We start from the raw sequence: 22674 nt of genomic DNA on the forward strand, positions 1-22674 counted from the left end.
GCGGCGTCATGCCGCGTCATTCCAGCGAGGAAAAGTTGTGAGCGACCAGTTGCAAAAATTCATGTTCAGCGCGGCGCCGGTGCGCGGCGAGATCGTTTCCCTGCGCAATACCTGGCAGGACGTGCTGATGCGCCGCGATTATCCGGCGCCCGTGCGAACGATTCTGGGCGAAATGATGGCCGCGTGCGCGCTGCTGTCGGCGAACCTGAAGTTCGACGGCACGCTCGTCATGCAGATTTTCGGCGATGGCCCGGTCAAGATGCTGGTCGTGCAGTGCAGCTCGAACCTGACGATGCGCGCCACCGCGAAGCTGTCCGGCGAAGCCGCCCATACGATCGACGACACGACCTCGCTCATCGATCTGGTGAACGCGAGCGGCTACGGCCGCTGCGTGATCACGCTCGACCCGACCGCCAAGCAGCCCGGCCAGCAGCCGTACCAGAGTATCGTGCCGCTGTCGGGCGTGGACGGAGCGCTGAAGTCGATCGCCGAGGTGCTCGAGCACTATATGCATCACTCCGAGCAGCTCGACACGCGCATGTGGCTCGCGGCGAACACCGAGCGCGCGGTCGGCATGCTGCTGCAGAAACTGCCGGGCGACGGCGGCATCGTCCCGCATCCGGGCGAGCTCGACGCGGATACGTGGGAACGCGTGTGCACGCTCGGCGGCACGCTGTCGCACGACGAGCTGCTGAAGGAAGAACCTGAGACGGTGTTCCGACGCCTGTTCTGGCAGGAAAACGTCCAGCATTTCGAGCCGGTTACCGCGCGCTTCGAATGCACGTGCTCGCGCGAAAAAGTCGGCGCGATGCTGAAGATGCTTGGCCGCGATGAAGTCGACAGCGTGATCGAGGAACGCGGCCACGTCGAGATTCACTGCGAGTTTTGTAATCAGCGCTACGAGTTCGACCCGGTCGACGTCGCGCAACTTTTCGTGGCCGGCGGACTCTCACAGGGTGTGACGCCGGCGGCCGCGCAACGGCACTAGACCGCGCTTTCGCCGAAGCGGAGTACGTGCCCGTGAACTGATCGGGCTCTTCAACGCAAGTCCTGACCGCGCCGCCCCATGCCTCGTCACGGCTCGGGCGGCGCGTTGCTTTTGAGCGCGGCGTTGATACTTTGGAAGGATGCGGTACTGCGCGTTGGAAGAAGCTTGCTCGAGCCTCGGACCGATGGAGATTCGACCATGAAGCACACGCTTTCGTTGATCCTTGCCGTCCTCACGGGCAGCACGGTGCTGGCCGGCTGCTCGATCGATCCGCGTGGCCCAGCGCCGATTCTGAGCCGTCTGCCGCCCGATCAGGCCGAAGCCATCAGTCATACGCAGACGCTGACACCGGAGGAACGCGCGCGCTATGACGCGATCGAGCAACAGGTCATGTTCGAACAGAATCAGACGATGGCCGCGGACGCCGCCGCGCAAGCCTGGTCGCGCTACTACTCGCGTTCGCCGCCCGTGAGGTTTTCCGCGGGCTTCTCGAGCGGCGGCTGGGGACGTGGCTGGGGAACCGGGATCGGCGTCGGGTTCGGGCCGTATTGGGGCTGGTAGGGCGAACACGGCAGCATAAAAACAAAAAAGCGCGGTTCAGGATGAACCGCGCTTTTTTTGCGCCTTCCTGCGAGGCCGATGCGAAATATCGAACCTCAGTGCACCGGCTTCTTCTCCTTCGCAGCCGCTGCCTTCCCGCCATGCTTGCGATCCGGCTTCGCGCGCGACTCCGGATTCGGCACCACATGCAGCGGCGCGGCCGACACCTCACCGCGCGTCGAGGTGTTCGCCGACGGCGTATTCGCCAACGGCAACGGCTGGTTCGGCGACACGAACTGCACGAACACTTCGCCGTCCTTGACCATGCCCATTTCGTAGCGCGCCCGCTCTTCGACCGCGGCCGTGCCATTCTGCAGGTCCTGCACTTCGCCCTGGATGCGCTCGTTGCGCAGCTTCGCGTCGGCATTCTTCTGCAGTTGCTGCGCGAGTTGTCCCTGCAACTCATGCACGCGCAGCCAGCCGCCGTGCCCCCACCAGAGCGGGTACTGGATCAACGCCAGCAGAACGATCAGGACAGCAGTGACAAGCCGCATGAAGTAAGCACAATAAATACGCGCCGCCCTGCGCTATACGCAGGGCGGCGAGGTCAATCAGAAACGAAGGATAACCGGCTCATCGATCGGCGTGAACAATCTGGCGAAGACCGCTTAGCGCAGATTGTAGAAGGCCGACTTGCCCGGGTAGCTCGCGATATCGCCGAGATCTTCCTCGATACGCAGCAGCTGGTTGTACTTCGAGATGCGGTCGGAACGCGACAGCGAACCTGTCTTGATCTGGCCGGCGTTCAGACCGACGGCGATGTCCGCGATCGTCGAGTCTTCAGTTTCGCCCGAACGGTGCGAAATCACCGCCGTGTAGCCCGCGCGCTTGGCCATTTCGATCGCCGCGAAGGTTTCCGTCAGCGTGCCGATCTGGTTGATCTTGATCAGGATCGAGTTCGCGATGCCCTTCTCGATGCCTTCCTTCAGGATGCGCGTGTTCGTCACGAACAGGTCGTCGCCGACCAGCTGGACCTTGTTGCCGAGCTTGTCGGTCAGCGTCTTCCAGCCTTCCCAGTCGCCCTCGTGCATGCCGTCTTCGATCGACACGATCGGGAACTTGTCGGCGAGGTTCGCGAGGTAGTCCGCGAATTCCGTCGACGACAGCTGCAGGCCTTCGCCCGCGAGCTGGTACTTGCCGTCGTGGTAGAACTCGCTCGCCGCGCAGTCGAGCGCGAGCAGCACGTCTTCACCGGCGCGGTAGCCTGCTTTCTCGATGGCTTGCAAAATAGTGGACAGGCATTCCTCGTTGCTGCCGAAGTTCGGTGCGAAGCCGCCTTCGTCGCCGACTGCCGTGCTCATGCCGCGGTCCGACAGGATCTTCTTCAGCGCATGGAACACTTCGGCGCCGCAGCGCAGTGCTTCGCGGAAGCTCGGCTGGCTGACCGGCACGATCATGAATTCCTGGATGTCCAGGCTGTTGTTCGCATGCGCGCCGCCGTTGACGATGTTCATCATCGGCACCGGCAGTTGCATGGCGCCCGAGCCGCCGAAGTAGCGGTACAGCGGCAGACCGGCCTCCTCAGCCGCGGCCTTCGCGACGGCCATCGACACGGCCAGCATCGCGTTCGCGCCGAGGCGCGACTTGTTGTCGGTGCCGTCGAGCTCGAGCAGCGTCTTGTCGAGGAACGCCTGCTCGGAAGCGTCGAGACCCATGATCGCTTCGGAGATTTCCGTGTTGATGTGCTCGACGGCCTTCAGTACACCCTTGCCGCCGTAGCGGCCGGCTTCGCCGTCGCGCAGTTCGATCGCTTCGCGCGAGCCGGTCGACGCGCCCGACGGCACGGCCGCGCGCCCCATCGTGCCCGACTCGAGCAGCACGTCGCATTCGACGGTGGGGTTGCCTCGCGAATCGAGAATCTCTCGACCGATGATGTCTACGATAGCACTCATGGTTTCCTCAAAGGATGACGTTGAATTCTTTACTGTGGCCTTGCATTGCGCACCTGCCGGTCTCCCCGACAGACAGCTCGCGCGCCGATACGTTCGACGATCATTATGCGAAAGCGCCGCGGGTCGATTATCGAGGGCAATCGTGACACGCGGCGCACACCTGAATCAGTTGAAATCGCTTTCGAGGAACGGCCCGCGCTTGACGGCCCGGTCGAGCGTGACGAGCGTCTCGAGCAGGTCGGCCATGCGATTGAGCGGCACCGCGTTCGGCCCGTCAGACTTCGCTTGCGCCGGATTCGGGTGCGTTTCCATGAACAGACCGGCGACGCCGACCGCGACCGCGGCGCGCGCGAGCACCGGCACGAATTCGCGCTGGCCGCCCGAGCTCGTGCCCTGACCGCCCGGCAACTGCACCGAATGCGTCGCGTCGAACACGACCGGCGCGTTGGTCTCGCGCATGATCGCGAGCGAACGCATGTCCGACACGAGGTTGTTATAGCCGAACGACACGCCGCGCTCGCACGCCATGAAGCGGTCTTCGGACAGACCCGCTTCACGCGCGGCGTCGCGCGCCTTGTCGATCACGTTCTTCATGTCGTGCGGCGCGAGAAATTGGCCCTTCTTGATGTTGACCGGCTTGCCCGAGCGCGCGCACGCGTGGATGAAGTCGGTCTGACGGCACAGGAACGCGGGCGTTTGCAGCACGTCGACGACCGACGCCACCTGCTCGATCTCGTGTTCGGCGTGCACGTCGGTCAGCACCGGCAGACCCAGCTGGCGCTTCACTTCCGACAGGATGCGCAGACCTTCGTCCATGCCCAGACCGCGAAACGACTTGCCGCTGCTGCGATTGGCCTTGTCGTACGACGATTTGTAGATGAACGGAATGTTCAGCTTCGCGCAGATTTCCTTCAGGCGGCCGGCCGTGTCGATCGTCATCTGTTCGGATTCGACGACACAGGTACCGGCGATCAGGAAAAACGGCTTGTCGAGCCCGACGTCGAAATCGCCCAGTTTCATGCTTTCTCCTCGACCCTCGACTGCTGATGCGCGAGCGCCGCTTCGACGAACGACTTGAACAGCGGATGACCGTCACGCGGCGTAGACGTGAATTCAGGGTGGAACTGGACGCCGACGAACCACGGGTGCATGCTGCGCGGCAGCTCCATCATTTCCGGCAAATCCTCGCTCGGGGTACGGGCGCTAATGATGAGGCCACCGCCTTCGAGCTGGGGCACGAAACGGTTATTCACCTCATAACGGTGACGGTGGCGTTCGTTCACATCGGTGCCGTAGATCTCTTCGGCGAGCGTGCCGGGCTTGATCGGACAGCGCTGCGAGCCGAGGCGCATCGTGCCGCCGAGATCCGACTCTTCGGTACGCTTCTCGACGCGGCCTTCGCGGTCGTACCACTCGGTGATCAGCGCGACCACGCGGTTCTTCGTTTCCTGATCGAATTCGGTGCTGTTCGCGTCCTTCAGGCCGACGACGTCGCGGGCGAATTCGATCACGGCGAGCTGCATGCCGAGGCAGATGCCGAGATACGGCACGTTCGCTTCGCGCGCATAACGGATCGCGGCGATCTTGCCTTCGGTGCCGCGACGGCCGAAGCCGCCCGGCACGAGCACCGCGTCGAGATGCTTGAGGCTCCCGACGCCTTGCGTTTCGATCTCTTCGGAGTCGATGTACTCGATGTTCACGCGCGTCGACGTATGCATCGACGCATGACGCAGCGCTTCGATCAGCGACTTGTACGACTCGGTCAGATCGACGTACTTGCCGACCATGCCGATCGTCACTTCGTGCTTCGGGTTCTGCAGCTTCTCGACGAGGTCCGACCACATGGACAGGTCCGCCGCCTTCGGCGTGAGCTTCAGCTCTTCGCAGATGATCGCGTCGAGACCCTGGTCGTGCAGCATCTGCGGAATCTTGTAGATGCTGTCCGCGTCCCACACGGAAATCACCGCGTCTTCGGGCACGTTCGAGAACAGCGAGATCTTCGCGCGCTCGTCGTCCGGAATGCGGCGGTCGGCACGGCACAGCAGCACGTGCGGCGAAATGCCGATTTCGCGCAGCTTCTGCACGCTGTGCTGGGTCGGCTTGGTTTTGAGTTCGCCGGCCGTGGCGACCCAGGGCACCAGTGTCAGGTGCACGAAGCACGCGCTGTTGCGGCCGAGGCGCAGGCTCATCTGGCGCGCGGCTTCGAGGAACGGCAGCGATTCGATGTCACCCACCGTGCCACCCACTTCGACGATCGCGACATCCGGCTCGCCGCACGTCGCAGACGCTGCGCCGCGCTCGACGAATGCCTGGATTTCGTTCGTGATGTGCGGGATGACCTGCACGGTCTTGCCGAGATAATCGCCGCGGCGTTCCTTGCGGATTACCGACTCGTAAATCTGGCCCGTGGTGAAGTTGTTGGCCTTGCGCATCTTCGTGCTGATGAAGCGCTCGTAGTGGCCGAGGTCGAGGTCGGTTTCCGCTCCGTCTTCCGTCACGAACACTTCGCCGTGCTGAAACGGGCTCATCGTGCCGGGGTCGACGTTGATGTAGGGATCGAGTTTGAGGAGGGTGACTTTAAGACCGCGCGATTCGAGGATCGCGGCGAGGGAAGCGGCGGCAATACCCTTGCCGAGGGAAGATACTACGCCGCCGGTGACGAAAACATATTTGGTCATCGCTGGATGCTCGCGGGAAAAACGGATTATACCGTAAAGGATGGTCCCGACCCAGCAAAAAACGGCCGACCCACGCGTGCCGAGGCCGCCTCGCGTGGCAGCCGGCGCAGCGGTTTGGGGCCCGCTTCGTGCGCGCAGCACGTCAGGCGGTTCGCTCCAGCTCACGCAGCATGCGTTGCACCGCGCGCGCGGTTTCGATCGGCTTTTCCATCGGATACAGATGGCTGCCCTCGATCCACTCGACATGGCCGCCGGTCGCGCGTCGCGTCGCGTCGAGCCCGGCCTGGCGGATTTCCTTCGAGCGTGTCCCGGCGATGAACCCGACCGGCACCGGCGCGCCGCGCGCGAGCCGCGCGCCGAGCGTATGCGGCAGCGTCCGGTAGATCTGGTATTCGGTGCGACGATCGAACGCGAGCACCCGGGTGCCGTCGGGCGAACTCTGCGGAATGCCGAAGTCGATGTAGTCGGACAGCATGCGCTCGTCCCAGCGCGCGAACGCGGGCTTCGAATGGAAGTGCCGCCATGCTTCGTCACGGCTCGTCCATTGCGTGCGCCGCTTGCGCGTCGCGGCGGCGGGCGACAGCCGCTCGTCGAGCCCGGTCCATTGCGACACGCGCAGCATGCTGCTGCGCCAGCCGGCGATCACCGGTGAGTCGAGCATCACGACGCCCCTCACCCACTGCGGCTTTTTCAGCGCCGCCATCAGCGACAGATAACCGCCGAGCGAATGCCCGACGAGCCACACCGGCTGCTCGTACTTGCGGGCGATGTCGTCAAGCAGTTGCTCGACCAGATGGGGCCAGTCCTGCGTGACCGGAAAGCGCGGATCATGGCCGATCCGCTCGATCGAGCGCACGTCGTAGTCGTCGGAGAGCTCGGCGAAGATCGTCCGGTAAGTCGAGGCCGGAAAGCCGTTCGCATGCGTGAAATGGATGATGTTTTTCAACTGCGGCGATCTCCGTTGTGTTTTTTACGCGTGGGCGGTGCTTTGCCTGTGCCGCTGCTTATACCGCTGCTTGCGCCTGTTGTCTGCGCTGTTGCGCTCATCGGGCCGCGACGCGCTCAGGGCTCCATCCAGTAGCGGCGCTGCGTGTCCCGATAGCGCTCGAGCGTGAGCGCGGCGCCCTCCTCACCGCGCGCGCCCGGATCGACGTCGACCCTCACGGCGCCATCGCGATCGCTGCGCCCGAGTTCGATATGACGCGCCGCGTAGCGCGCGAACACGCCCGCATTCGGATGATGGAAGCGATTCTCGTAGCCTACCTGAAATAACGCGATGGACGGATCGATAGAGTCGAGGAACGGCTCGGTCGACGACGTTTTGCTGCCATGATGCGGCACCATCAACACTTGCGCGCGCAGCATAGCGGGATCGCGCGCGAGCAGCGCGCGTTCGGTCGGCGCTTCGATGTCGGCGGTCAGCAGGGCCGTGAAACGCAGCGCGTTCGCACCGACGAACGCCGCCGCCTGGCTTGCGTTGGTGGGCGGCAACGTGCTGACCCTCAACACGCAGCAATGCTCGTTCGCTTTGCCCGTGAGTGCCTCGACGTCAGGCCACAGCACGGCGAACTCAACACCATCCCACTGCCAGCGCTGCCCCGCCATGCACGGCAGCGTCTGCGTGCCATGCTGTTTTGCCTTCGGCCACAGCGGATTGTCCGGCGCCAGAGCAGCCACCAGCTGACGCACCTCGATCGCATCGAAAACGGCAGGGGCGCCGCCCGCATGATCCGAATCGGCGTGACTGATCATCAGCGTATCGAGCGTCGTCACGCCTTGCGCCCGCAGGAACGGCACCACCACGCGCTCGCCAGCGTGGCTCGATTCCGGACCGGGACCCGCATCGAACAGCAAGGCGTGATGCGCGGTCTGCACGAGCACCGACGAGCCCTGCCCGACATCGAGCGCAGTCAGACGGAACGCGCCCGATGGCTCGGCGAGTGCGCCGCTTGCGCTGGGCATCAGCAGCGGCAGCCACGACAGCGGCGCCGCCCAGCGCAGTGGCCAGCCGCGCGGCGCGAGACACCACAGCACACCGAGCGCCGCCGCGGCCAGCGCCCACGCATGCGGCTGCGGCAGCCACCACAGCGTCCAGCGCGGTCCCGACGCCAGTTGCAGGCCGGCCGCGAGACCATCGAGCAGCGTGTGCGCGGCGCGCCACGCGAACGCGTCGAGCGGCGCGGGCAATGCGACGCCCGCGAGCACCGTCGGCGTGACGAGCAGGCTCACCCAGGGAATCGCGAACGCGTTCGCGAGCGGACCGACGAGCGGAATTTGCGCGAACCAGTAGGCGGTCAGCGGCGCCAGCGCGACCGTCACCGCGAACTGCGCGTGAGCGGCGCTGCGCAACCGTTCGGCGAGCACGCGCAGACGCCGGATCGATACGAGACACGCCGCGCTGCCCTCCTCGCCTTCATGATGACGGGACGCCAGTGGAACCCGCACGCGCGGCCGCCCCGACATCGCGAACAGGATCGCGCCGACCGCGCAAAACGACAGCCAGAATCCGGCCGACACGACCGCCCACGGATCGACCAGCAGCACGAGCCCGAGCGCCCACGCGAGCACCGTGGAGCGCGCTAGCTGCCGGCCGCCGACGAACGCCAGCGCGACGAGCGCGGCCATCCACAGCGCGCGTTGCGCTGGCACGTTGAAGCCCGCGAGCGCGGCATGCAGTGCGGCGAACATCGCACCCGCCGTCACGCCGACGAGCTGCGCGGGCAAGCGCAGCGGCCAGTTGCGGCCGAGCCACCCCGACCGTCTCCAGATTGCCGCCGCGAGCCAGCCGGTCAGCGCCGCGACCAAGCCGAGATGCAAGCCCGAAATCGCCACCAGATGACTCGTGCCGGTGCCGCGCATCAATTGCCAGTCGGCGGGGCTCACTTCGTCCTGCGCGCCGATCGCGAGCGCGACGACGATGCCGCGATGCGGCGCATCGGCAAGCACCGCGTCGATACGCGCACGCAACCCGGCGCGCCAGCGGTCGACCAGCACGGCGAGCCCGCGCGCGTGATCGGTCAGGCGCCGCGCATGGTCCGGCACGCTCACGTAGCCGGTCGCGCGGACGTTGCGCGCGAGCAGACTCGCCTCTGCATCGCGCACGCCGAAATTCGCGTTGCCGTGCGGGCGCTTCAGGCGCACGGTCAGACGCCAGCGTTCGCCCGGTTCGAGCCGCGGCGTCGCGGCGCCGCGCGCGATCCAGGCTAGCTGGATCACGCGCGGGAAAGCGGCGAGCCGCGCACCGTTCGTCTCGACGTCGAACAGGAAGCGCGCGCCTTTGTCGTCACGCGTCGGCAATCCCTTGATCGTGCCGACCACCTCGATATCGCGCCCTTCCCACTCGTGCGGCAGGCTCACCGCGAGCCGCGTTTGCGCGCGCACGGCCGCGTAGCCGAAGCCGACGCAGATCGCCGCGCACCACACCGCGCCCCAACCGGCCACCCGCCGCATGCGAGCGTCGCGCCATACGCGGCTAGCGAGCTGGTGCGAGAAGCCCCGCTCGTATTCGCGCTGAAGCGCCGCACCTGCCGCACCTGCCGCACCTGTCACACCCGCCGCCGCAGCCGCTCCGCCGCCACGCAAACCCCACACCGCAACGCCGGCCGCCGTGCAGCCGAGCAGTATCAACGCGCACCATGCGCCTGTATCCGGCAACACCGCCTGTCGCTGCAGCCAGACCACCCCCAACGCAAATCCACACCAGACCGCCCTCATCCGCCCTCCGTACCCGCTGGCGCCGGGCCTCGTCACCGCGCCAGCGAACGGGCAGCAGCAAGCCCGCCGGGCGTGGGGATCGCCCGACGCGAACCCTTTCGATCAACGGAATCGATTATGCAGAGGAAAGCGCGAGTCGCGGCAGCGCGGCGAGCGCGTTAGCCGTTGTGCCAAGGGCGGCTGCGTCGGAAGTGACACCGCGCAGTCGCGCGAGGCTCGCGCCGATCGCCGGAATCTGCTCGGGTGAATTGCGCTGCCTGTACATCCACGACGGCGCGATATCCGGCGCGTCGGTCTCGACGACCAGCGCATCGAACGGCAGCTGTTCGGCGAGTCGCCGGATCTGCCGGGCGCGCTCGAACGTGAGGTTGCCGCCGAACCCAAGATGCATGCCCTGATCGATGTACGCCTGCGCCTGCTGGAAACTGCCATTGAACGCGTGCGCGATGCCGCGATGAATCTGATGCCTGCGCAGCCCTTTGATCACCTGATCCTGCGATTTGCGCACATGGCAGATGACCGGCAAATCGAATTCGCGCGCGAGCTGCAACTGGCCGTTGTAGAAAAACTGCTGGCGCGTATCGTCGAGGCCGTCGACGAAATAGTCGAGCCCGATCTCGCCGATGCCGACGAAGCGCGGATCGTCGAGACTCGCCTCGATCTCCATGCGCAACAGGTCGAGGTCGGCATCGACGGCGTGCGGCGTGAGGAGCGGATGAATGCCGAGCGCGTACGCGCCGCCGTCGACGCGATGCGCGAGCTCGCGCACCGCCGCGAAGTTCTGTCGCCCGATCGCCGGAATCACGATGCGCGACACCCCCGCATGGCGCGCGGACGCCGCAACCGCATCACGGTCGGCGTCGAACTCCGAAGCGTCGAGATGGCAGTGCGTATCGATCCACATGGGTTATCTCGCTGGCAAGAGGACGGACCGTGCCGGCCCGCACTCAGACCGGCACCGGCGGCTCTTCGTGCAGCACGCCGTCGCGCAACCGCATGATGCGATCACAGCGGCCCGCCAGCTCCGGGTCGTGCGTGACGATCACGAAGCTCGTCTCGAGCGTGCGCGACAGTTCGAGCATCAGGTTGAAAACCGTGTCGGCGGTGCCGCCGTCAAGGTTACCGGTCGGCTCGTCGGCGAGCACGCAGGCGGGCTTCGTGACGAGCGCACGCGCGATCGCGACACGCTGACGCTCGCCGCCCGACAGCTCGCCCGGCCGATGCTTCGCGCGATGCCCCATGCCGACGCGCTCCAGCACCGCCATGGCCTCGCGGCGCGCGACTTCAGTCGTCTCGCGACGAATCCGCAGCGGCATCGCGACGTTATCGAGGGCGGAAAACTCCGGCAGCAGATGGTGAAACTGATACACGAAACCGAGCGCGCGATTGCGCAGGACGTTGCGCTCGCGCTCGGAGAGTTTCGTGAACGGCTTGCCGAGCACCGACACGTGGCCCGTGCTCGGATCGTCGAGACCGCCGAGCACGTGCAGCAGCGTGCTCTTGCCGGAGCCCGACGCGCCGACGATCGCGAGCTTCTCGCCCCGCCGCACGGCGAGTTGCGCATTGTTGAGCACCTGCACGTTCAGCCCGCCCTGCACGAACGCTTTGGAAATGCCGGTGGCTTCGAGCACGAACGGATGCGACGCGGAGTCCTGAGCGGTCATGGATGAATCGGTTGAGGGATGGACGAGGCGGTCATTCATAGCGCAGCGCCTCCGCCGGACGGACCTTCGCGCCGCGCCAGCTCGGATAGAGCGTCGCGAGCGCCGACAGCACGAACGCGATGATGCCGATGCGCGCGACGTCCGCCGGAACCAGCTCCGACGGCAGCTCGCTGATGAAGTACACCGACGGCGGCAGGAATTGCACGCCGAGCAGATGCTCGATCATCGGCACGAGCCACGGAATGCTCCACGCGATCAGACAGCCGAGCACGACGCCGGTCGCCGTGCCGATGAAGCCGATCGTCACGCCTTGCACGACGAAGATCTTCATGATCGAGCCGGGCTGCGCGCCGAGCGTGCGCAGAATCGCGATGTCGGCCTGCTTGTTGGTCACCGTCATCACCAGCGACGACACCAGATTGAACGCGGCCACCGCAATGATCAGCGTCAGGATGATGAACATCATGCGCTTCTCGATCTGCACCGCCGAGAACCAGGTCTTGTTCTGCTGGGTCCAGTCGCGGATGTACAGATCGCCCGACAGCGTGCGCGCGAGCTGATGCGCGACTTCCGGCGCGCGCTGCATGTCGGTGAGGCGCAGCCGCACGCCGGTCGGTGCGGGCAGCCGGAACAGCGCCTGTGCGTCCTTGATGTTGATCAGCGCGAGCGTGCTGTCGTATTCGTAATGGCCCGACTCGAAGATGCCGACCACCGTGAACTGCTTCAGGCGCGGCAGCATGCCCGCCGGCGTGATCGTGCCTTCGGGCGCGACGAGCGTGATCTTGTCGTTCAGCTGCACGCCGAGATTGGCCGCCAGATCCGCGCCGAGCACGATGCCGAAGCCGCCGGGCACGAGGTCGGCCAGCTTGCCGCCTTTCATTTCCTTGCCGATGTCGGACACTTCAGGCTCGAGCGTCGGCTCGATGCCACGCAACGCGACGCCGCTCACCGCGTCCTGGCGCGTCAGCAGCGCCTGGGCCTCGACGTAGGGCGCCGCGCCGATCACCTCCTTGTTCTGGCGCGCCTCCTTCGCGGTCAGTTGCCAGTCGGGCATCGAACCGGTCGGCGAAAAGATCTCGACGTGCGCGAGCACCGACAGCATGCGGTCGCGCACCTCTTTCTGAAAGCCGTTCATCACCGACAACACGACGATCAGCGCCGCGACGCCAAGCGCGATGCCCGACATCGACACCAGCGCGATGAACGAAATGAAGCCGTTACCGGTCGTGCGTTTGCCGGCGCGTGTGTAGCGCCAGCCAATCTGCCATTCGTAGGGAAATTTCAAGCGAATCCTTTTTTGCGTTCTTCGACTGTATGTCGGGACCGGCGGACATCGACGTCCGCCGTGCGGCCCGAGCGTCGTGATCGTTGGGCTCGCGGCGGCGCGGATCGTTCCTCGCGCGCCCGGCCGCTGTGCGGCTCCGCCGGCGCATAGAAGCGCGGCGCCGCGGTGCGCCACCCTGCCGGGTCCAGCGATCAAGCGCGAAGTTTGCCACACAATGCCGGCGGCTCGCGCAAAGGACGTGCCTCGGCCGCGCCATCGACAAACCGGCCGCGCTTCGTCGAAATACTCGCACCGTTTGCCCTACAATGCGCAGCATCATGCCTGCCGACCGCCTCCATCTTCTGCTGCCCTTCGCGCTGCCTGCCGCGGCCGACGCCTCCACCGCGCTTCACGACATCCAGTGTCCCGCTCTCGACCGGCTGATCGCGCGCGCGACGCTGATCGAACGCGTGATCGGCGAGGATTTTCAGCGCACGCTGCCGCACGAGCGCTGGGTCGCGCGACAATTCGGCGCGCTGCCCGACGGCGCCTCGGCCGCCGCCGACGAAGCCCCGCTCGCGCCCTACATGCTGCGCGCCGACGGCGGCGAACCCGGCAGCGCGACGTGGGCCTGCGTGCAGCCGGTGCACGTGCACATCGCGCACGACCACCTGGTGCTGATCGACCCGGCGTCGCTCGATCTGTCGGACGCCGAAGCGAGCACGCTGCTCGCGCTCGCACGTCCGCTGATCGAGGAACTCGGCGTGCGCATCGAGGCGCCCAAGCCAATCCGCTGGTATCTGTCGAGCGACGCTTTCGGTTCGCTCGCGGGCGCGTCGCCGTTGCGCGCGAGCGGCCGCAACATCGAGATCTGGTTGCCGCACGAAGCGCATTCCGGCGAACGCTCTCGCGCGTGGATGAAGCTGCAGAACGAAGTGCAGATGGCGTGGTTCGAGCATCCGGTCAACGAAGCGCGGGAGGCGCGCGGGCTGCCGGCCGTCAACTCGATCTGGTTTCACGCGCAAGGCGCCGCGCGGAGCGTGCGCAGTCCGTTCGCGCAGGTGCTGTCCGATGCCGCCGCAACGCGCGGTCTCGCGCTCAGCGCGGGGGTCGCGACAGGCGCGCCGCCGGCGTCGTATCGCGAACTGGCCGCGGCGCTGCGCGGCACCGCCTACGGCAGCGGCGCAACGCTCGTCGAACTCGACCCCTTCTCCGCGCCCTACGTCGAACAGGACTGGGCGCGCTGGAACCAGGCATTCGCCGCGCTGCAGACCGACTGGTTCGCGCCCGCGCTCGCGGCACTCCAGTCGGGCGAACTCGCCGAGCTCGGCCTCACGCTGTGCGGCGACACCGGCTCGGTGACGCTGACGGTCACGCGCGGCGATCTGCGCAAATTCTGGCGGCGGCGCGTGCTGGCCTCGCTTTTCATCGAATGATCCACGGCCCTTCCGCATGACCCGAATCGTTACACGCCCCTGCTCCCCCGTCGACGCCGAAGTGTTGACCCGCTGCGGCCTGCATCCGGTGCTCGCGCGCCTGTACGCAGCGCGCGGCGTGTGCCTGCCCGAGGACGTCGAAACCGGCCTCGCGCGGCTCGTGCCGCCCGCCGAACTGAAGGGCTGCGACGCGGCCGCCGCGCTGCTCGCCGACGCGCTCCAGCAGCAGCGCCGCATGCTGGTCGTCGCCGACTACGACTGCGACGGCGCGACCGCCTGCGCGGTCGCGGTGCGCGGGCTGCGCATGTTCGGCGCGCGCATCGACTATCTGGTGCCGAACCGCATGGAGCACGGCTACGGGCTCACGCCGGACATCGTCGAGCTCGCGACACGCAGTGCGGCCGGCAAGCCCGATCTGCTGATCACCGTCGACAACGGCATCGCGAGCGTCGACGGCGTCGCGGCGGCCAACGCCCTTGGCATCGACGTGCTCGTCACCGACCACCACCTGCCCGGCAACGAACTGCCCGCCGCGCGCGCGATCGTCAATCCGAACCAGCCGGGCTGCATATTCCCGAGCAAGTGCCTCGCCGGCGTCGGCGTGATGTTCTACGTGCTGCTCGCGCTGCGCGCCGAACTGCGCCGCCGTGGGGCGTTCGGCGACGCGCTGCCCGAGCCGCGCCTCGACGGCCTGCTCGATCTGGTCGCACTCGGCACCGTCGCCGATGTCGTCAAACTCGACGGCAACAACCGCGTGCTGGTCGCGCAAGGTCTGCAGCGCATCCGCCGCGGCCGCATGCAGCCTGGCATCGCCGCGCTGTTTCGGGCCGCCGCGCGCGATGCGCGCAACGCCTCCGGCTTCGACCTCGGCTTCGCGCTGGGACCGCGCCTGAACGCGGCGGGACGGCTGTCGGACATGTCGCTCGGCATCGAATGCCTGACCACCGACGACGTCGGCCGCGCCTGGGAACTCGCGCAGCAGCTCGACACGATGAACCGCGAGCGCCGTGAAATCGAGGCGGGCATGCAGCAGCAGGCGCTGGACGACCTGTCGACGGTCGATCCCGACGGCGCGACCACGATCACGTTGTTCAATCCGGGTTGGCATCAGGGCGTGATCGGCATCGTCGCGGGACGGCTTAAAGAGAAGTTCCACCGCCCGTCGTTCACGTTCGCGCCGGCCGACGATACCGGCATGCTCGTCAAGGGCTCGGGCCGCTCGATCGCGGGCTTCCACCTGCGCGACGCGCTCGATCTGATCTCGAAGCGCGAGCCGGACCTGATCGTCAAATTCGGCGGCCACGCGATGGCCGCGGGCCTGACGATCGCCGCCGCCGACGTGCCGCGCTTCACCGCCGCGTTCGAGGCGGTCGGCCGCGAATGGCTGTCCGCGCAGGCGCTCGCGCGCACGATCGAAACCGACGGCGAGCTCGAAGACGCGTACTTCACGCCGCAATTCGTCGAAATGCTCGACGCGGCCGTCTGGGGCCAGGGTTTTCCGGCGCCGGTGTTCTCCGGCGAATTCGAGGTCGCCTCGCAGGCGTTGGTGAAGGACAAGCACCTGAAGCTGCAACTGCTGCGCGGCCGCCAGCGCTTCAACGCGATCTGGTTCAATCACACCGACACGCTGCCTGCGCGCACCACCGTCGCCTATCGGCTCGCGAGCGATACATGGAACGGCGTGTCGCGCGTGCAACTGATCGTCGAGCACGCGGTGAGCTGAAATCTTCCGCAAAATCAATCGCGAACACGCGCCAGATCGCCCGCGAGGCTCCGGCGCGGCGTGCCGATCGGCTATAATTTCTGCTTTTTACGCAGAATAGAAGATCGACATGGAAGCGGAACGTCTCAACGCGATCGAAGCCTCTCTGGCCGACCTGCGCAAGCGCGCGGACGACCTACGGGGGTATCTTTGACTACGACGACAAAGCACTGCGTCTAATCGAAGTCAACCGGGAACTCGAAGACCCGGACGTCTGGAACGACTCGAAGCACGCCCAGGCGCTCGGTAAGGAAAAGAAGCTGCTCGACGACACGGTCGGCAAGCTCACGTCGATCACGAACGACGTGCGCGACGCGCAAGACCTGTTCGAGATGGCACGCGAAGAAGCCGACGACGACACGCTGCTCGCCTGCGAGGGTGACGCCCAGGCCATCGAGGCACGCGTCGCCGACATGGAATTCCGCCGGATGTTCGCTAATCCGGCCGATCCCAACAACGCCTTTCTCGACATCCAGGCCGGCGCCGGCGGCACCGAGGCGTGCGACTGGGCGTCGATGCTGCTGCGCCAGTATCTGCGTTATTGCGAGCGCAAGGGCTTCAAGACCGAAGTGCTCGAGCAGACCGAAGGCGACGTCGCCGGCATCAAGAACGCGACGATCAAGATCGAAGGCGAATACGCGTACGGCTTCCTGCGTACCGAAACCGGCGTGCACCGGCTCGTGCGGAAGTCGCCGTTCGACTCGTCGGGCGGTCGTCACACGTCGTTCTCGTCGGTGTTCGTGTACCCGGAAATCGACGACTCGATCGAAGTCGACATCAACCCGGCCGACCTGCGCATCGACACGTACCGTGCTTCGGGCGCGGGCGGTCAGCACATCAACAAGACCGACTCGGCGGTGCGTATCACGCACATGCCGTCGGGCATCGTCGTGCAGTGCCAGAACGACCGTTCGCAGCACCGCAACCGCGCCGAAGCCATGGCGATGCTGAAATCGCGCCTGTATGAAGCGGAAATCCGCAAGCGTCAGGCCGAGCAGGACAAGCTGGAAGCCGGCAAGACCGATGTGGGTTGGGGCCATCAGATCCGCTCGTACGTGCTCGACAACAGCCGCATCAAGGATCTGCGCACCAACGTCGAAATCAGCAATACGAAGAGCGTGCTCGACGGTGACCTCGATCCGTTCATCAGCGCGAGCCTGAAACAGGGCGTCTAGGCGCGCACGGCGCGGCCCCGTTCACCGATCGGGACCGCACCTTCTTCGTTGCTGCTTTTGCGTTGCTTCCACGCTATTTATTCGCCGTTTTTCCAGTACCGCCTGAGGTTTTTACACTGACTGGCTTCCCGCCAGCGGAGCACTCCGCGGCGGGCCACCGAATACCAAATCATCATGACTGAACCGACCCAGCCGACTGTCGTGCCCGAAGCGGACGACAACAAGATCATCGCCGAGCGCCGCGAAAAGCTGCGCGAACTGCGTGAGCGAGGCGTCGCCTATCCGAACGATTTCCGTCCCACGCACCACGCCGAAGATCTGCAGGCGCAGTACGAGCACGCCGACAAGGAAGCGCTCGAAGCGCATCCGCTCGAAGTCGCGATCGCCGGCCGCATGATGCTGAAACGCGTGATGGGCAAGGCAAGTTTCGCGACCGTGCGCGACGGCTCGGGTCAGATCCAGTTCTTCATCACACCGGCCGACGTCGGTCAGGAGACCTACGACGCGTTCAAGAAGTGGGACATGGGCGACATCGTCGCCGCGCGCGGCGTGCTGTTCCGCACCAACAAGGGCGAGTTGTCGGTGCGCTGCACGGAGCTGCGTCTGCTGTCGAAGTCGCTGCGTCCGCTGCCGGACAAGTTCCACGGTCTCGCCGACCAGGAAATGAAGTACCGCCAGCGCTATGTCGATCTGATCGTCACGCCGGAAACGCGCCGCACGTTCGTCGCGCGCACGAAGGCGATTTCGTCGATCCGCAAGTACATGGCCGACGCGAACTTCATGGAAGTCGAAACACCGATGCTGCACCCGATTCCGGGCGGCGCGGCGGCCAAGCCGTTCTCGACGCACCACAATGCGCTCGACATGCAGATGTTCCTGCGCATCGCGCCGGAGCTGTACCTGAAGCGGCTGGTGGTGGGCGGCTTCGAGCGCGTGTTCGAGATCAATCGTAATTTCCGCAACGAGGGCGTATCCGTGCGCCACAACCCGGAATTCACGATGATCGAGTTCTACGCGGCCTACACCGATTACAAGTGGCTGATGGACTTCACCGAGCAGCTGATTCGCCAGGCGGCGATCGATGCGCTCGGCACGGCCACCATCACTTATCAGGGCCGCGAGCTCGATCTGTCGAAGCCGTTCCATCGGCTCACGATCACGCAGGCGATCCAGAAATACGCGCCGCAATACACGAACGAGCAGCTCGCCGACGGCACGTTCCTGCGCGCCGAACTGAAGAAGTTCGGCGTCGATGCGTCGCAGCCGCAGTTCCTCAACGCGGGCGTCGGCTCGCTGCAACTGGCGCTGTTCGAAGAGACCGCCGAGTCGCAACTGTGGGAGCCGACCTACATCATCGACTACCCGATCGAGGTGTCGCCGCTCGCGCGTGCGTCGGACAAGGTGGCAGGCATCACCGAGCGTTTCGAGCTGTTCATCACCGGCCGCGAAATCGCCAACGGGTTCTCGGAGCTCAACGATCCGGAAGATCAGGCCGCGCGCTTCAAGAAGCAGGTCGACCAGAAAGACGCCGGCGACGAGGAAGCGATGTTCTACGACGCCGACTATATCCGCGCGCTCGAGTACGGCATGCCGCCGGCGGGCGGCTGCGGTATCGGCATCGATCGTCTGGTCATGATGCTGACCGATAGCCCGAGCATCCGCGACGTGATTCTGTTCCCGCATCTGCGTCGCGAGGATTGAGCGACGCTGGGCGCGAGCGCTCGTTGTGCTTCGCGCGCAATGCGATGGTTTGAAGAGCGCCCGGTTGATGCCGGGCGTTTTCTTATGCGCGCGTTTTCGCTTTGCGGGACCGTTTTCTGCTTCTCATCGTTTGTAACCAGCGGTAAAAGCTGCTCGTTCGCGCGCAAGTCGCCGCGGACTCGATGGTCTTAGAAGTTCGTTGACACCAAAGCGCACCGCGTGAAGGGCGCCTACCCACGCCCGAGGGCACCACCTGAGCGGTTACAAATAGAAACGCTGCCCGGATCGAATTGCCCGACACTCAGTCTCACAAGAAGTCGGCTCTGTCAAAAACGGAGGCCCTACATGGACAACCCTACTCATCAACCCACGCAGCCACGTCGTCTTCATCCCTTGATCGCGGTGGCCGCCGGCGCGGTGCTCGTCGCGAGTCTCGTCGCTACCGCGGCGATCACCGGCGTGTTCCCGAAGGCGTCGGGTAACGGCGCACAGAACGATCGGACGCAGGCCGCGCAGGTCAGCACGCAAGCGCCGGGCGTCGTCGATTCGGCCGCGCCGGTCAAGCCATCTGCGCAACAGCAGCAGGATCAGGCTCAGCAAGCGGTGCCGGCCGCCCCTGCCGCCGCTCCGACCCAGCAGCAATACGCGCAGCAACAGCAGGCACAGGCTGCGCCGCAGTATGCGCAGCAGCCGGCGCCGCATGCCGCTTATTGCTCGACTTGCGGCACCGTCGTCGCGATCTCGGCGGTTCGGCATGAAGGACATGGCACCGGCATTGGCGCGGTCGGCGGTGCGGTGGCCGGGGGCGTCGTCGGTAATCAATTCGGCGCCGGCGGCGGGCGTACCGCGATGACGCTGCTCGGCGCGCTGGGCGGCGGGTTCGCCGGCAACTCGGTCGAAAAACATCTGCGCAGCACGACGTCGTATTCGGTGCGCGTGCACATGGAAGACGGCAAGACGCGCTACTTCACCTATAGCGAGGCGCCGCCGTTGCGCGACGGCGAGCGCGTGCGCGTTCAGAACGGCGGCCTCGTCGCCGACTGAGCTGAGCTCGGCGCCCAACGTTCATCGACGCGCCATGAAAAAAGGCGATTCCATCGGAATCGCCTTTTCTTTGGAGTTCAATGCACCCGTTCGAACGCGCGTTCAATAATCCGCGTCTTCGATCCATGCCGCCTGAATCGCTTCGAGAATCTTTTCGCTCGAACGGTTCGGATCGTCGTCGAAGCCTTCGAGCTCGGTCACCCAGCGGTGCAGGTCGGTGAAACGCACCTGCTGTGGATCGACGTCCTGATGCTTGTCCGTCAGAGCCATCGCGATGTCTTGCGTATCGGTCCACTTCATGGCGGCACCCTCCTGTTAGTGATTTTCCTTCGCGTGATTGATCGAGTAACGCGGAATTTCGACGACCAGATCCTGCTCGTCCGGCATGACCGCCTGACACGACAGGCGCGAAGCCGGTTCCAGCCCCCATGCCTTGTCCAACAGATCGTCCTCGTCTTCCTCGGATGGCGTCAAGGCGGCGAAACCCTCACGCACGATTACGTGGCAGGTCGTGCACGCGCACGACTTCTCGCACGCATGCTCGATTTCGATACCGTTATCGAGCAGGTTGTCGCAGATGCTCTTGCCGGGAACGGCGTCGATCACCGCGCCTTCCGGGCACAGTTCGACGTGAGGCAGCACAACGATTTGAGGCATACAGTTTCCGTTTGGGTCTGAGGCACGGCGGCTGCCAGCAATGCCGGGTGCAGGCTCCGTGCCATTTTACTGGCGCCGCGCGGACTTTTTAAGTCCGCGCGGGCGCGATCGGTGGTTCGTGGGGGGAGCAGTTCGTGCGTGGCCTGAGCGCGCGTCGCGTGCACGTTGCTGTCGCTACGCTCGCCCGTTCAGATCTCGTCGAGCTTGCGGCCCGACAGCGCGCGGCGAATTCCCTTGTTCATGCGGCGCGCGGCGAATTCGTCGGTGCCTTCGGCGAGCGCCTTCGTCGCGGCTTCGATCGCGCCGACGTCTTCGCCTGGCGCGACGTTGCGCAGCGCGGCGAGCAGCGCGTCGAGTTCGGCGCGTTCGCTGTCGTCGAGCAGCTCGGCGTCGGCGGCGAGCGCCGCGTCGGTCGCTTCGACGAGACGCTGCGCTTCGACCTGCGCCTCGCGCAATGCGCGCGCGCGCATGTCGATTTCAGCGGTCGAAAAGCTGTCTTCGAGCATGCGCGCGATGTCGTCGTCGGCGAGGCCATACGAAGGCTTCACGACGACCGATGCCTCCACGCCCGACGCCAGCTCGCGCGCAAACACCGACAGCAGGCCGTCGGCGTCGACCTGATAGGTCACGCGAATGCGCGCGGCGCCGGCCGCCATCGGCGGAATGCCGCGCAGCTCGAAGCGCGCGAGCGAACGGCAATCGCTGACGAGCTCGCGCTCGCCTTGGACGACGTGAATCGCCATCGCGGTCTGGCCGTCCTTGAAGGTCGTGAAATCCTGCGCGCGCGCGACTGGAATCGTCGAGTTGCGCGGAATGATCTTTTCGGTGAGGCCACCCATCGTCTCGACGCCGAGCGACAGCGGAATCACGTCGAGCAGTAGCCATTCGTCGCCTTCCGCCCCGCGGTTGCCGGCCAGCAGATCGGCCTGGATCGCGGCGCCGAGTGCGACGACCTGATCCGGATCGAGATTGACGAGCGGCGGCTGGCCGAAGAACGCCTCGACCGCGCGGCGGATCACCGGCATGCGCGTCGCGCCGCCGACCAGCACGACGCCCTTGATTTCCTTCGTGGTGACCTTCGCGTCGCGCAGCGCCTTTTTCGTCGGGCCCAGCGTGCGTTGCACCAGCGCGGCCGTGATGGTCTCGAAAGTGGCTTCGTCGATCGTCAGATCGAGCGCGGTGCCGTTGGCAAGCGTGAGCTCGAGGGTGGTGTGCGACGCGCTCGACAGCGCCTCCTTGGCCTCGCGCACGCTATCGAGCAGCAGGCGCACGTCGTGCGGCGCGAGCGTCTGCGACGCGATGCCGGCCTGTTCGAGCACATGGCGATATAGCGCATGGTCGAAGTCGTCGCCGCCGAGCGCGGAATCGCCGCCCGCCGCGAGCACTTCGAAAACGCCCTTGGTGAGCTTCAGGATCGACAGGTCGAAGGTGCCGCCGCCGAGGTCGTAGACCGCGTACAAACCTTCCGCGCCGTTGTCGAGACCGTAGGCGATCGCCGCAGCGGTCGGTTCGTTGAGCAGACGCAGCACGTTCAGCCCCGCGAGGCGCGCGGCGTCCTTGGTCGCCTGGCGCTGCGCTTCGTCGAAGTAAGCGGGCACCGTGATTACCGCGCCGACGAGCTCGTCGCCGAGCGTGTCTTCGGCGCGCTGGCGCAGCGTCGCGAGAATTTCAGCCGATACCTCGACCGGGCTCTTCACGCCGTCGACGGTGCGGATCTGCACCATGCCGGGTGCATCGACGAAGTCGTACGGCGCGTTTTCGGCGCCCTCCACCTCGGCCTTGCCGCGGCCCATGAAGCGCTTGACCGACACGATCGTGTTGCGCGGGTCGGTCGCGGCTTCGGCCTTCGCCCGGCGGCCGATGCGACGGCCGCCCTGCTCCAGGTAACGCACCACCGACGGCAGCAGCACGTGCCCGTCTTCGTCGGGCAGCACATCGGGCACGCCGCTGCGCACAGCGGCGACGAGGGAGTTGGTGGTGCCGAGATCGATACCGACCGCCAGACGCCGCTGGTGAGGCGCCGGCGCCATGCCGGGTTCGGAGATTTGCAGTAAGGCCATCTGGATCTTCTCGGGGACGTTGTGCCCCGTCCTGAATGT

At 65.9% G+C, this 22674-nt stretch carries 19 protein-coding genes; 7 read left to right on the forward strand and 12 right to left on the reverse strand.

The window, feature by feature from the left end; all coding sequences use genetic code 11:
* Positions 1–37: 37 nt before the first annotated feature.
* Together hslO and OKW26_RS27215 are read left to right on the forward strand one after the other, a co-directional pair.
* Complete coding sequence (gene hslO / locus OKW26_RS27210; protein WP_429355751.1) at positions 38–988, forward strand: Hsp33 family molecular chaperone HslO; 951 nt, start codon at positions 38–40, stop codon at positions 986–988.
* Positions 989–1186: 198 nt separating this feature from the next.
* Complete coding sequence (locus tag OKW26_RS27215; RefSeq protein WP_429355752.1) at positions 1187–1549, forward strand: hypothetical protein; 363 nt, start codon at positions 1187–1189, stop codon at positions 1547–1549.
* A 95-nt stretch (positions 1550–1644) separates the two neighbouring features.
* Here the strand turns inward: OKW26_RS27215 and ftsB are convergent, their stop codons facing one another.
* The 9 genes from ftsB to OKW26_RS27260 all read right to left on the reverse strand — a co-directional run bounded on the left by ftsB (position 1645) and on the right by OKW26_RS27260 (position 12821).
* The gene (ftsB, locus tag OKW26_RS27220; protein WP_090800763.1) at positions 1645–2082 is read right to left on the reverse strand and encodes a cell division protein FtsB; all 438 of its coding nucleotides are present in this window, start codon (positions 2080–2082) and stop codon (positions 1645–1647) included.
* A gap of 114 nt (positions 2083–2196) precedes the next feature.
* Positions 2197–3480 (reverse strand): phosphopyruvate hydratase, encoded by a 1284-nt coding sequence (gene eno / locus OKW26_RS27225; protein WP_018417543.1) that lies wholly within the window; start codon positions 3478–3480, stop codon positions 2197–2199.
* 165 nt (positions 3481–3645) lie between these two features.
* The gene (gene kdsA / locus OKW26_RS27230) at positions 3646–4500 is read right to left on the reverse strand and encodes a 3-deoxy-8-phosphooctulonate synthase (RefSeq protein WP_090800765.1); all 855 of its coding nucleotides are present in this window, start codon (positions 4498–4500) and stop codon (positions 3646–3648) included.
* Positions 4497–6158 (reverse strand): CTP synthase, encoded by a 1662-nt coding sequence (locus OKW26_RS27235; protein ID WP_090800767.1) that lies wholly within the window; start codon positions 6156–6158, stop codon positions 4497–4499. Before OKW26_RS27235 ends, kdsA begins: the two co-directional genes overlap by 4 nt.
* Before the next feature lie 142 nt (positions 6159–6300).
* Positions 6301–7104, reverse strand: a complete 804-nt coding sequence (locus OKW26_RS27240; protein WP_429355753.1) for an alpha/beta fold hydrolase — start codon at positions 7102–7104, stop codon at positions 6301–6303.
* Between the two features lie 116 nt (positions 7105–7220).
* Positions 7221–9872, reverse strand: coding sequence for a DNA internalization-related competence protein ComEC/Rec2 (locus tag OKW26_RS27245; protein ID WP_429355754.1), 2652 nt, complete (start codon positions 9870–9872; stop codon positions 7221–7223).
* Between the two features lie 115 nt (positions 9873–9987).
* Positions 9988–10776 (reverse strand): TatD family hydrolase, encoded by a 789-nt coding sequence (locus OKW26_RS27250; protein WP_429355755.1) that lies wholly within the window; start codon positions 10774–10776, stop codon positions 9988–9990.
* A gap of 43 nt (positions 10777–10819) precedes the next feature.
* A complete protein-coding gene (gene lolD / locus OKW26_RS27255) occupies positions 10820–11536 on the reverse strand; it encodes a lipoprotein-releasing ABC transporter ATP-binding protein LolD (protein WP_409259237.1) in 717 nt (238 codons plus the stop codon).
* A 31-nt stretch (positions 11537–11567) separates the two neighbouring features.
* Positions 11568–12821, reverse strand: a complete 1254-nt coding sequence (locus OKW26_RS27260; protein ID WP_184048864.1) for a lipoprotein-releasing ABC transporter permease subunit — start codon at positions 12819–12821, stop codon at positions 11568–11570.
* A 305-nt stretch (positions 12822–13126) separates the two neighbouring features.
* Here OKW26_RS27260 and OKW26_RS27265 point away from each other — a divergent pair, with 305 nt between their 5' ends.
* The 5 genes from OKW26_RS27265 (at position 13127) to OKW26_RS27285 (ending at position 19918) form a co-directional block, all read left to right on the forward strand.
* Positions 13127–14236 (forward strand): regulator, encoded by a 1110-nt coding sequence (locus OKW26_RS27265; protein ID WP_429355756.1) that lies wholly within the window; start codon positions 13127–13129, stop codon positions 14234–14236.
* 16 nt (positions 14237–14252) lie between these two features.
* A complete protein-coding gene (recJ, locus tag OKW26_RS27270; RefSeq protein WP_429355757.1) occupies positions 14253–15959 on the forward strand; it encodes a single-stranded-DNA-specific exonuclease RecJ in 1707 nt (568 codons plus the stop codon).
* Between the two features lie 109 nt (positions 15960–16068).
* A protein-coding gene (prfB, locus tag OKW26_RS27275; protein WP_113061858.1) for a peptide chain release factor 2 occupies positions 16069–17173 on the forward strand; the annotation gives its coding sequence in 2 pieces (ribosomal slippage) (positions 16069–16149 and positions 16151–17173; 1104 coding nt in all).
* 174 nt (positions 17174–17347) lie between these two features.
* Positions 17348–18874 (forward strand): lysine--tRNA ligase, encoded by a 1527-nt coding sequence (gene lysS, locus OKW26_RS27280; RefSeq protein WP_429355758.1) that lies wholly within the window; start codon positions 17348–17350, stop codon positions 18872–18874.
* A gap of 345 nt (positions 18875–19219) precedes the next feature.
* On the forward strand, positions 19220–19918 hold the full coding sequence (locus OKW26_RS27285) for a glycine zipper 2TM domain-containing protein (RefSeq protein ID WP_429355759.1): 699 nt from the start codon (positions 19220–19222) through the stop codon (positions 19916–19918).
* Positions 19919–20020: 102 nt separating this feature from the next.
* Here OKW26_RS27285 and iscX read toward each other — a convergent pair whose 3' ends face one another.
* The 3 genes from iscX to hscA form a co-directional block, all read right to left on the reverse strand.
* The gene (gene iscX / locus OKW26_RS27290; protein WP_027198111.1) at positions 20021–20218 is read right to left on the reverse strand and encodes a Fe-S cluster assembly protein IscX; all 198 of its coding nucleotides are present in this window, start codon (positions 20216–20218) and stop codon (positions 20021–20023) included.
* Positions 20219–20233: 15 nt separating this feature from the next.
* Positions 20234–20575, reverse strand: a complete 342-nt coding sequence (gene fdx, locus OKW26_RS27295) for an ISC system 2Fe-2S type ferredoxin (protein WP_090800789.1) — start codon at positions 20573–20575, stop codon at positions 20234–20236.
* Positions 20576–20763: 188 nt separating this feature from the next.
* On the reverse strand, positions 20764–22635 hold the full coding sequence (gene hscA, locus OKW26_RS27300; protein WP_429355760.1) for a Fe-S protein assembly chaperone HscA: 1872 nt from the start codon (positions 22633–22635) through the stop codon (positions 20764–20766).
* Positions 22636–22674 lie beyond the last annotated feature (39 nt).

The organism is Paraburkholderia sp. 32 (assembly GCF_050435345.1).
Taxonomy (GTDB): Bacteria; Pseudomonadota; Gammaproteobacteria; order Burkholderiales; family Burkholderiaceae; genus Paraburkholderia; species Paraburkholderia tuberum.

What these genes read in the sequence shown, in the direction of transcription:
- recJ (WP_429355757.1), top strand. Translation starts at nt 14,253, where the DNA reads ATGACCCGAATCGTTACACGCCCCTGCTCCCCCGTCGACGCCGAAGTG.
- OKW26_RS27235 (WP_090800767.1), bottom strand. Translation starts at nt 6,158, where the DNA reads ATGACCAAATATGTTTTCGTCACCGGCGGCGTAGTATCTTCCCTCGGC.
- lysS (WP_429355758.1), top strand. Translation starts at nt 17,348, where the DNA reads ATGACTGAACCGACCCAGCCGACTGTCGTGCCCGAAGCGGACGACAAC.
- OKW26_RS27245 (WP_429355754.1), bottom strand. Translation starts at nt 9,872, where the DNA reads ATGAGGGCGGTCTGGTGTGGATTTGCGTTGGGGGTGGTCTGGCTGCAG.
- OKW26_RS27265 (WP_429355756.1), top strand. Translation starts at nt 13,127, where the DNA reads ATGCGCAGCATCATGCCTGCCGACCGCCTCCATCTTCTGCTGCCCTTC.
- ftsB (WP_090800763.1), bottom strand. Translation starts at nt 2,082, where the DNA reads ATGCGGCTTGTCACTGCTGTCCTGATCGTTCTGCTGGCGTTGATCCAG.
- OKW26_RS27285 (WP_429355759.1), top strand. Translation starts at nt 19,220, where the DNA reads ATGGACAACCCTACTCATCAACCCACGCAGCCACGTCGTCTTCATCCC.
- OKW26_RS27250 (WP_429355755.1), bottom strand. Translation starts at nt 10,776, where the DNA reads ATGTGGATCGATACGCACTGCCATCTCGACGCTTCGGAGTTCGACGCC.
- fdx (WP_090800789.1), bottom strand. Translation starts at nt 20,575, where the DNA reads ATGCCTCAAATCGTTGTGCTGCCTCACGTCGAACTGTGCCCGGAAGGC.
- lolD (WP_409259237.1), bottom strand. Translation starts at nt 11,536, where the DNA reads ATGACCGCTCAGGACTCCGCGTCGCATCCGTTCGTGCTCGAAGCCACC.
- eno (WP_018417543.1), bottom strand. Translation starts at nt 3,480, where the DNA reads ATGAGTGCTATCGTAGACATCATCGGTCGAGAGATTCTCGATTCGCGA.
- hscA (WP_429355760.1), bottom strand. Translation starts at nt 22,635, where the DNA reads ATGGCCTTACTGCAAATCTCCGAACCCGGCATGGCGCCGGCGCCTCAC.
- iscX (WP_027198111.1), bottom strand. Translation starts at nt 20,218, where the DNA reads ATGAAGTGGACCGATACGCAAGACATCGCGATGGCTCTGACGGACAAG.
- kdsA (WP_090800765.1), bottom strand. Translation starts at nt 4,500, where the DNA reads ATGAAACTGGGCGATTTCGACGTCGGGCTCGACAAGCCGTTTTTCCTG.
- OKW26_RS27215 (WP_429355752.1), top strand. Translation starts at nt 1,187, where the DNA reads ATGAAGCACACGCTTTCGTTGATCCTTGCCGTCCTCACGGGCAGCACG.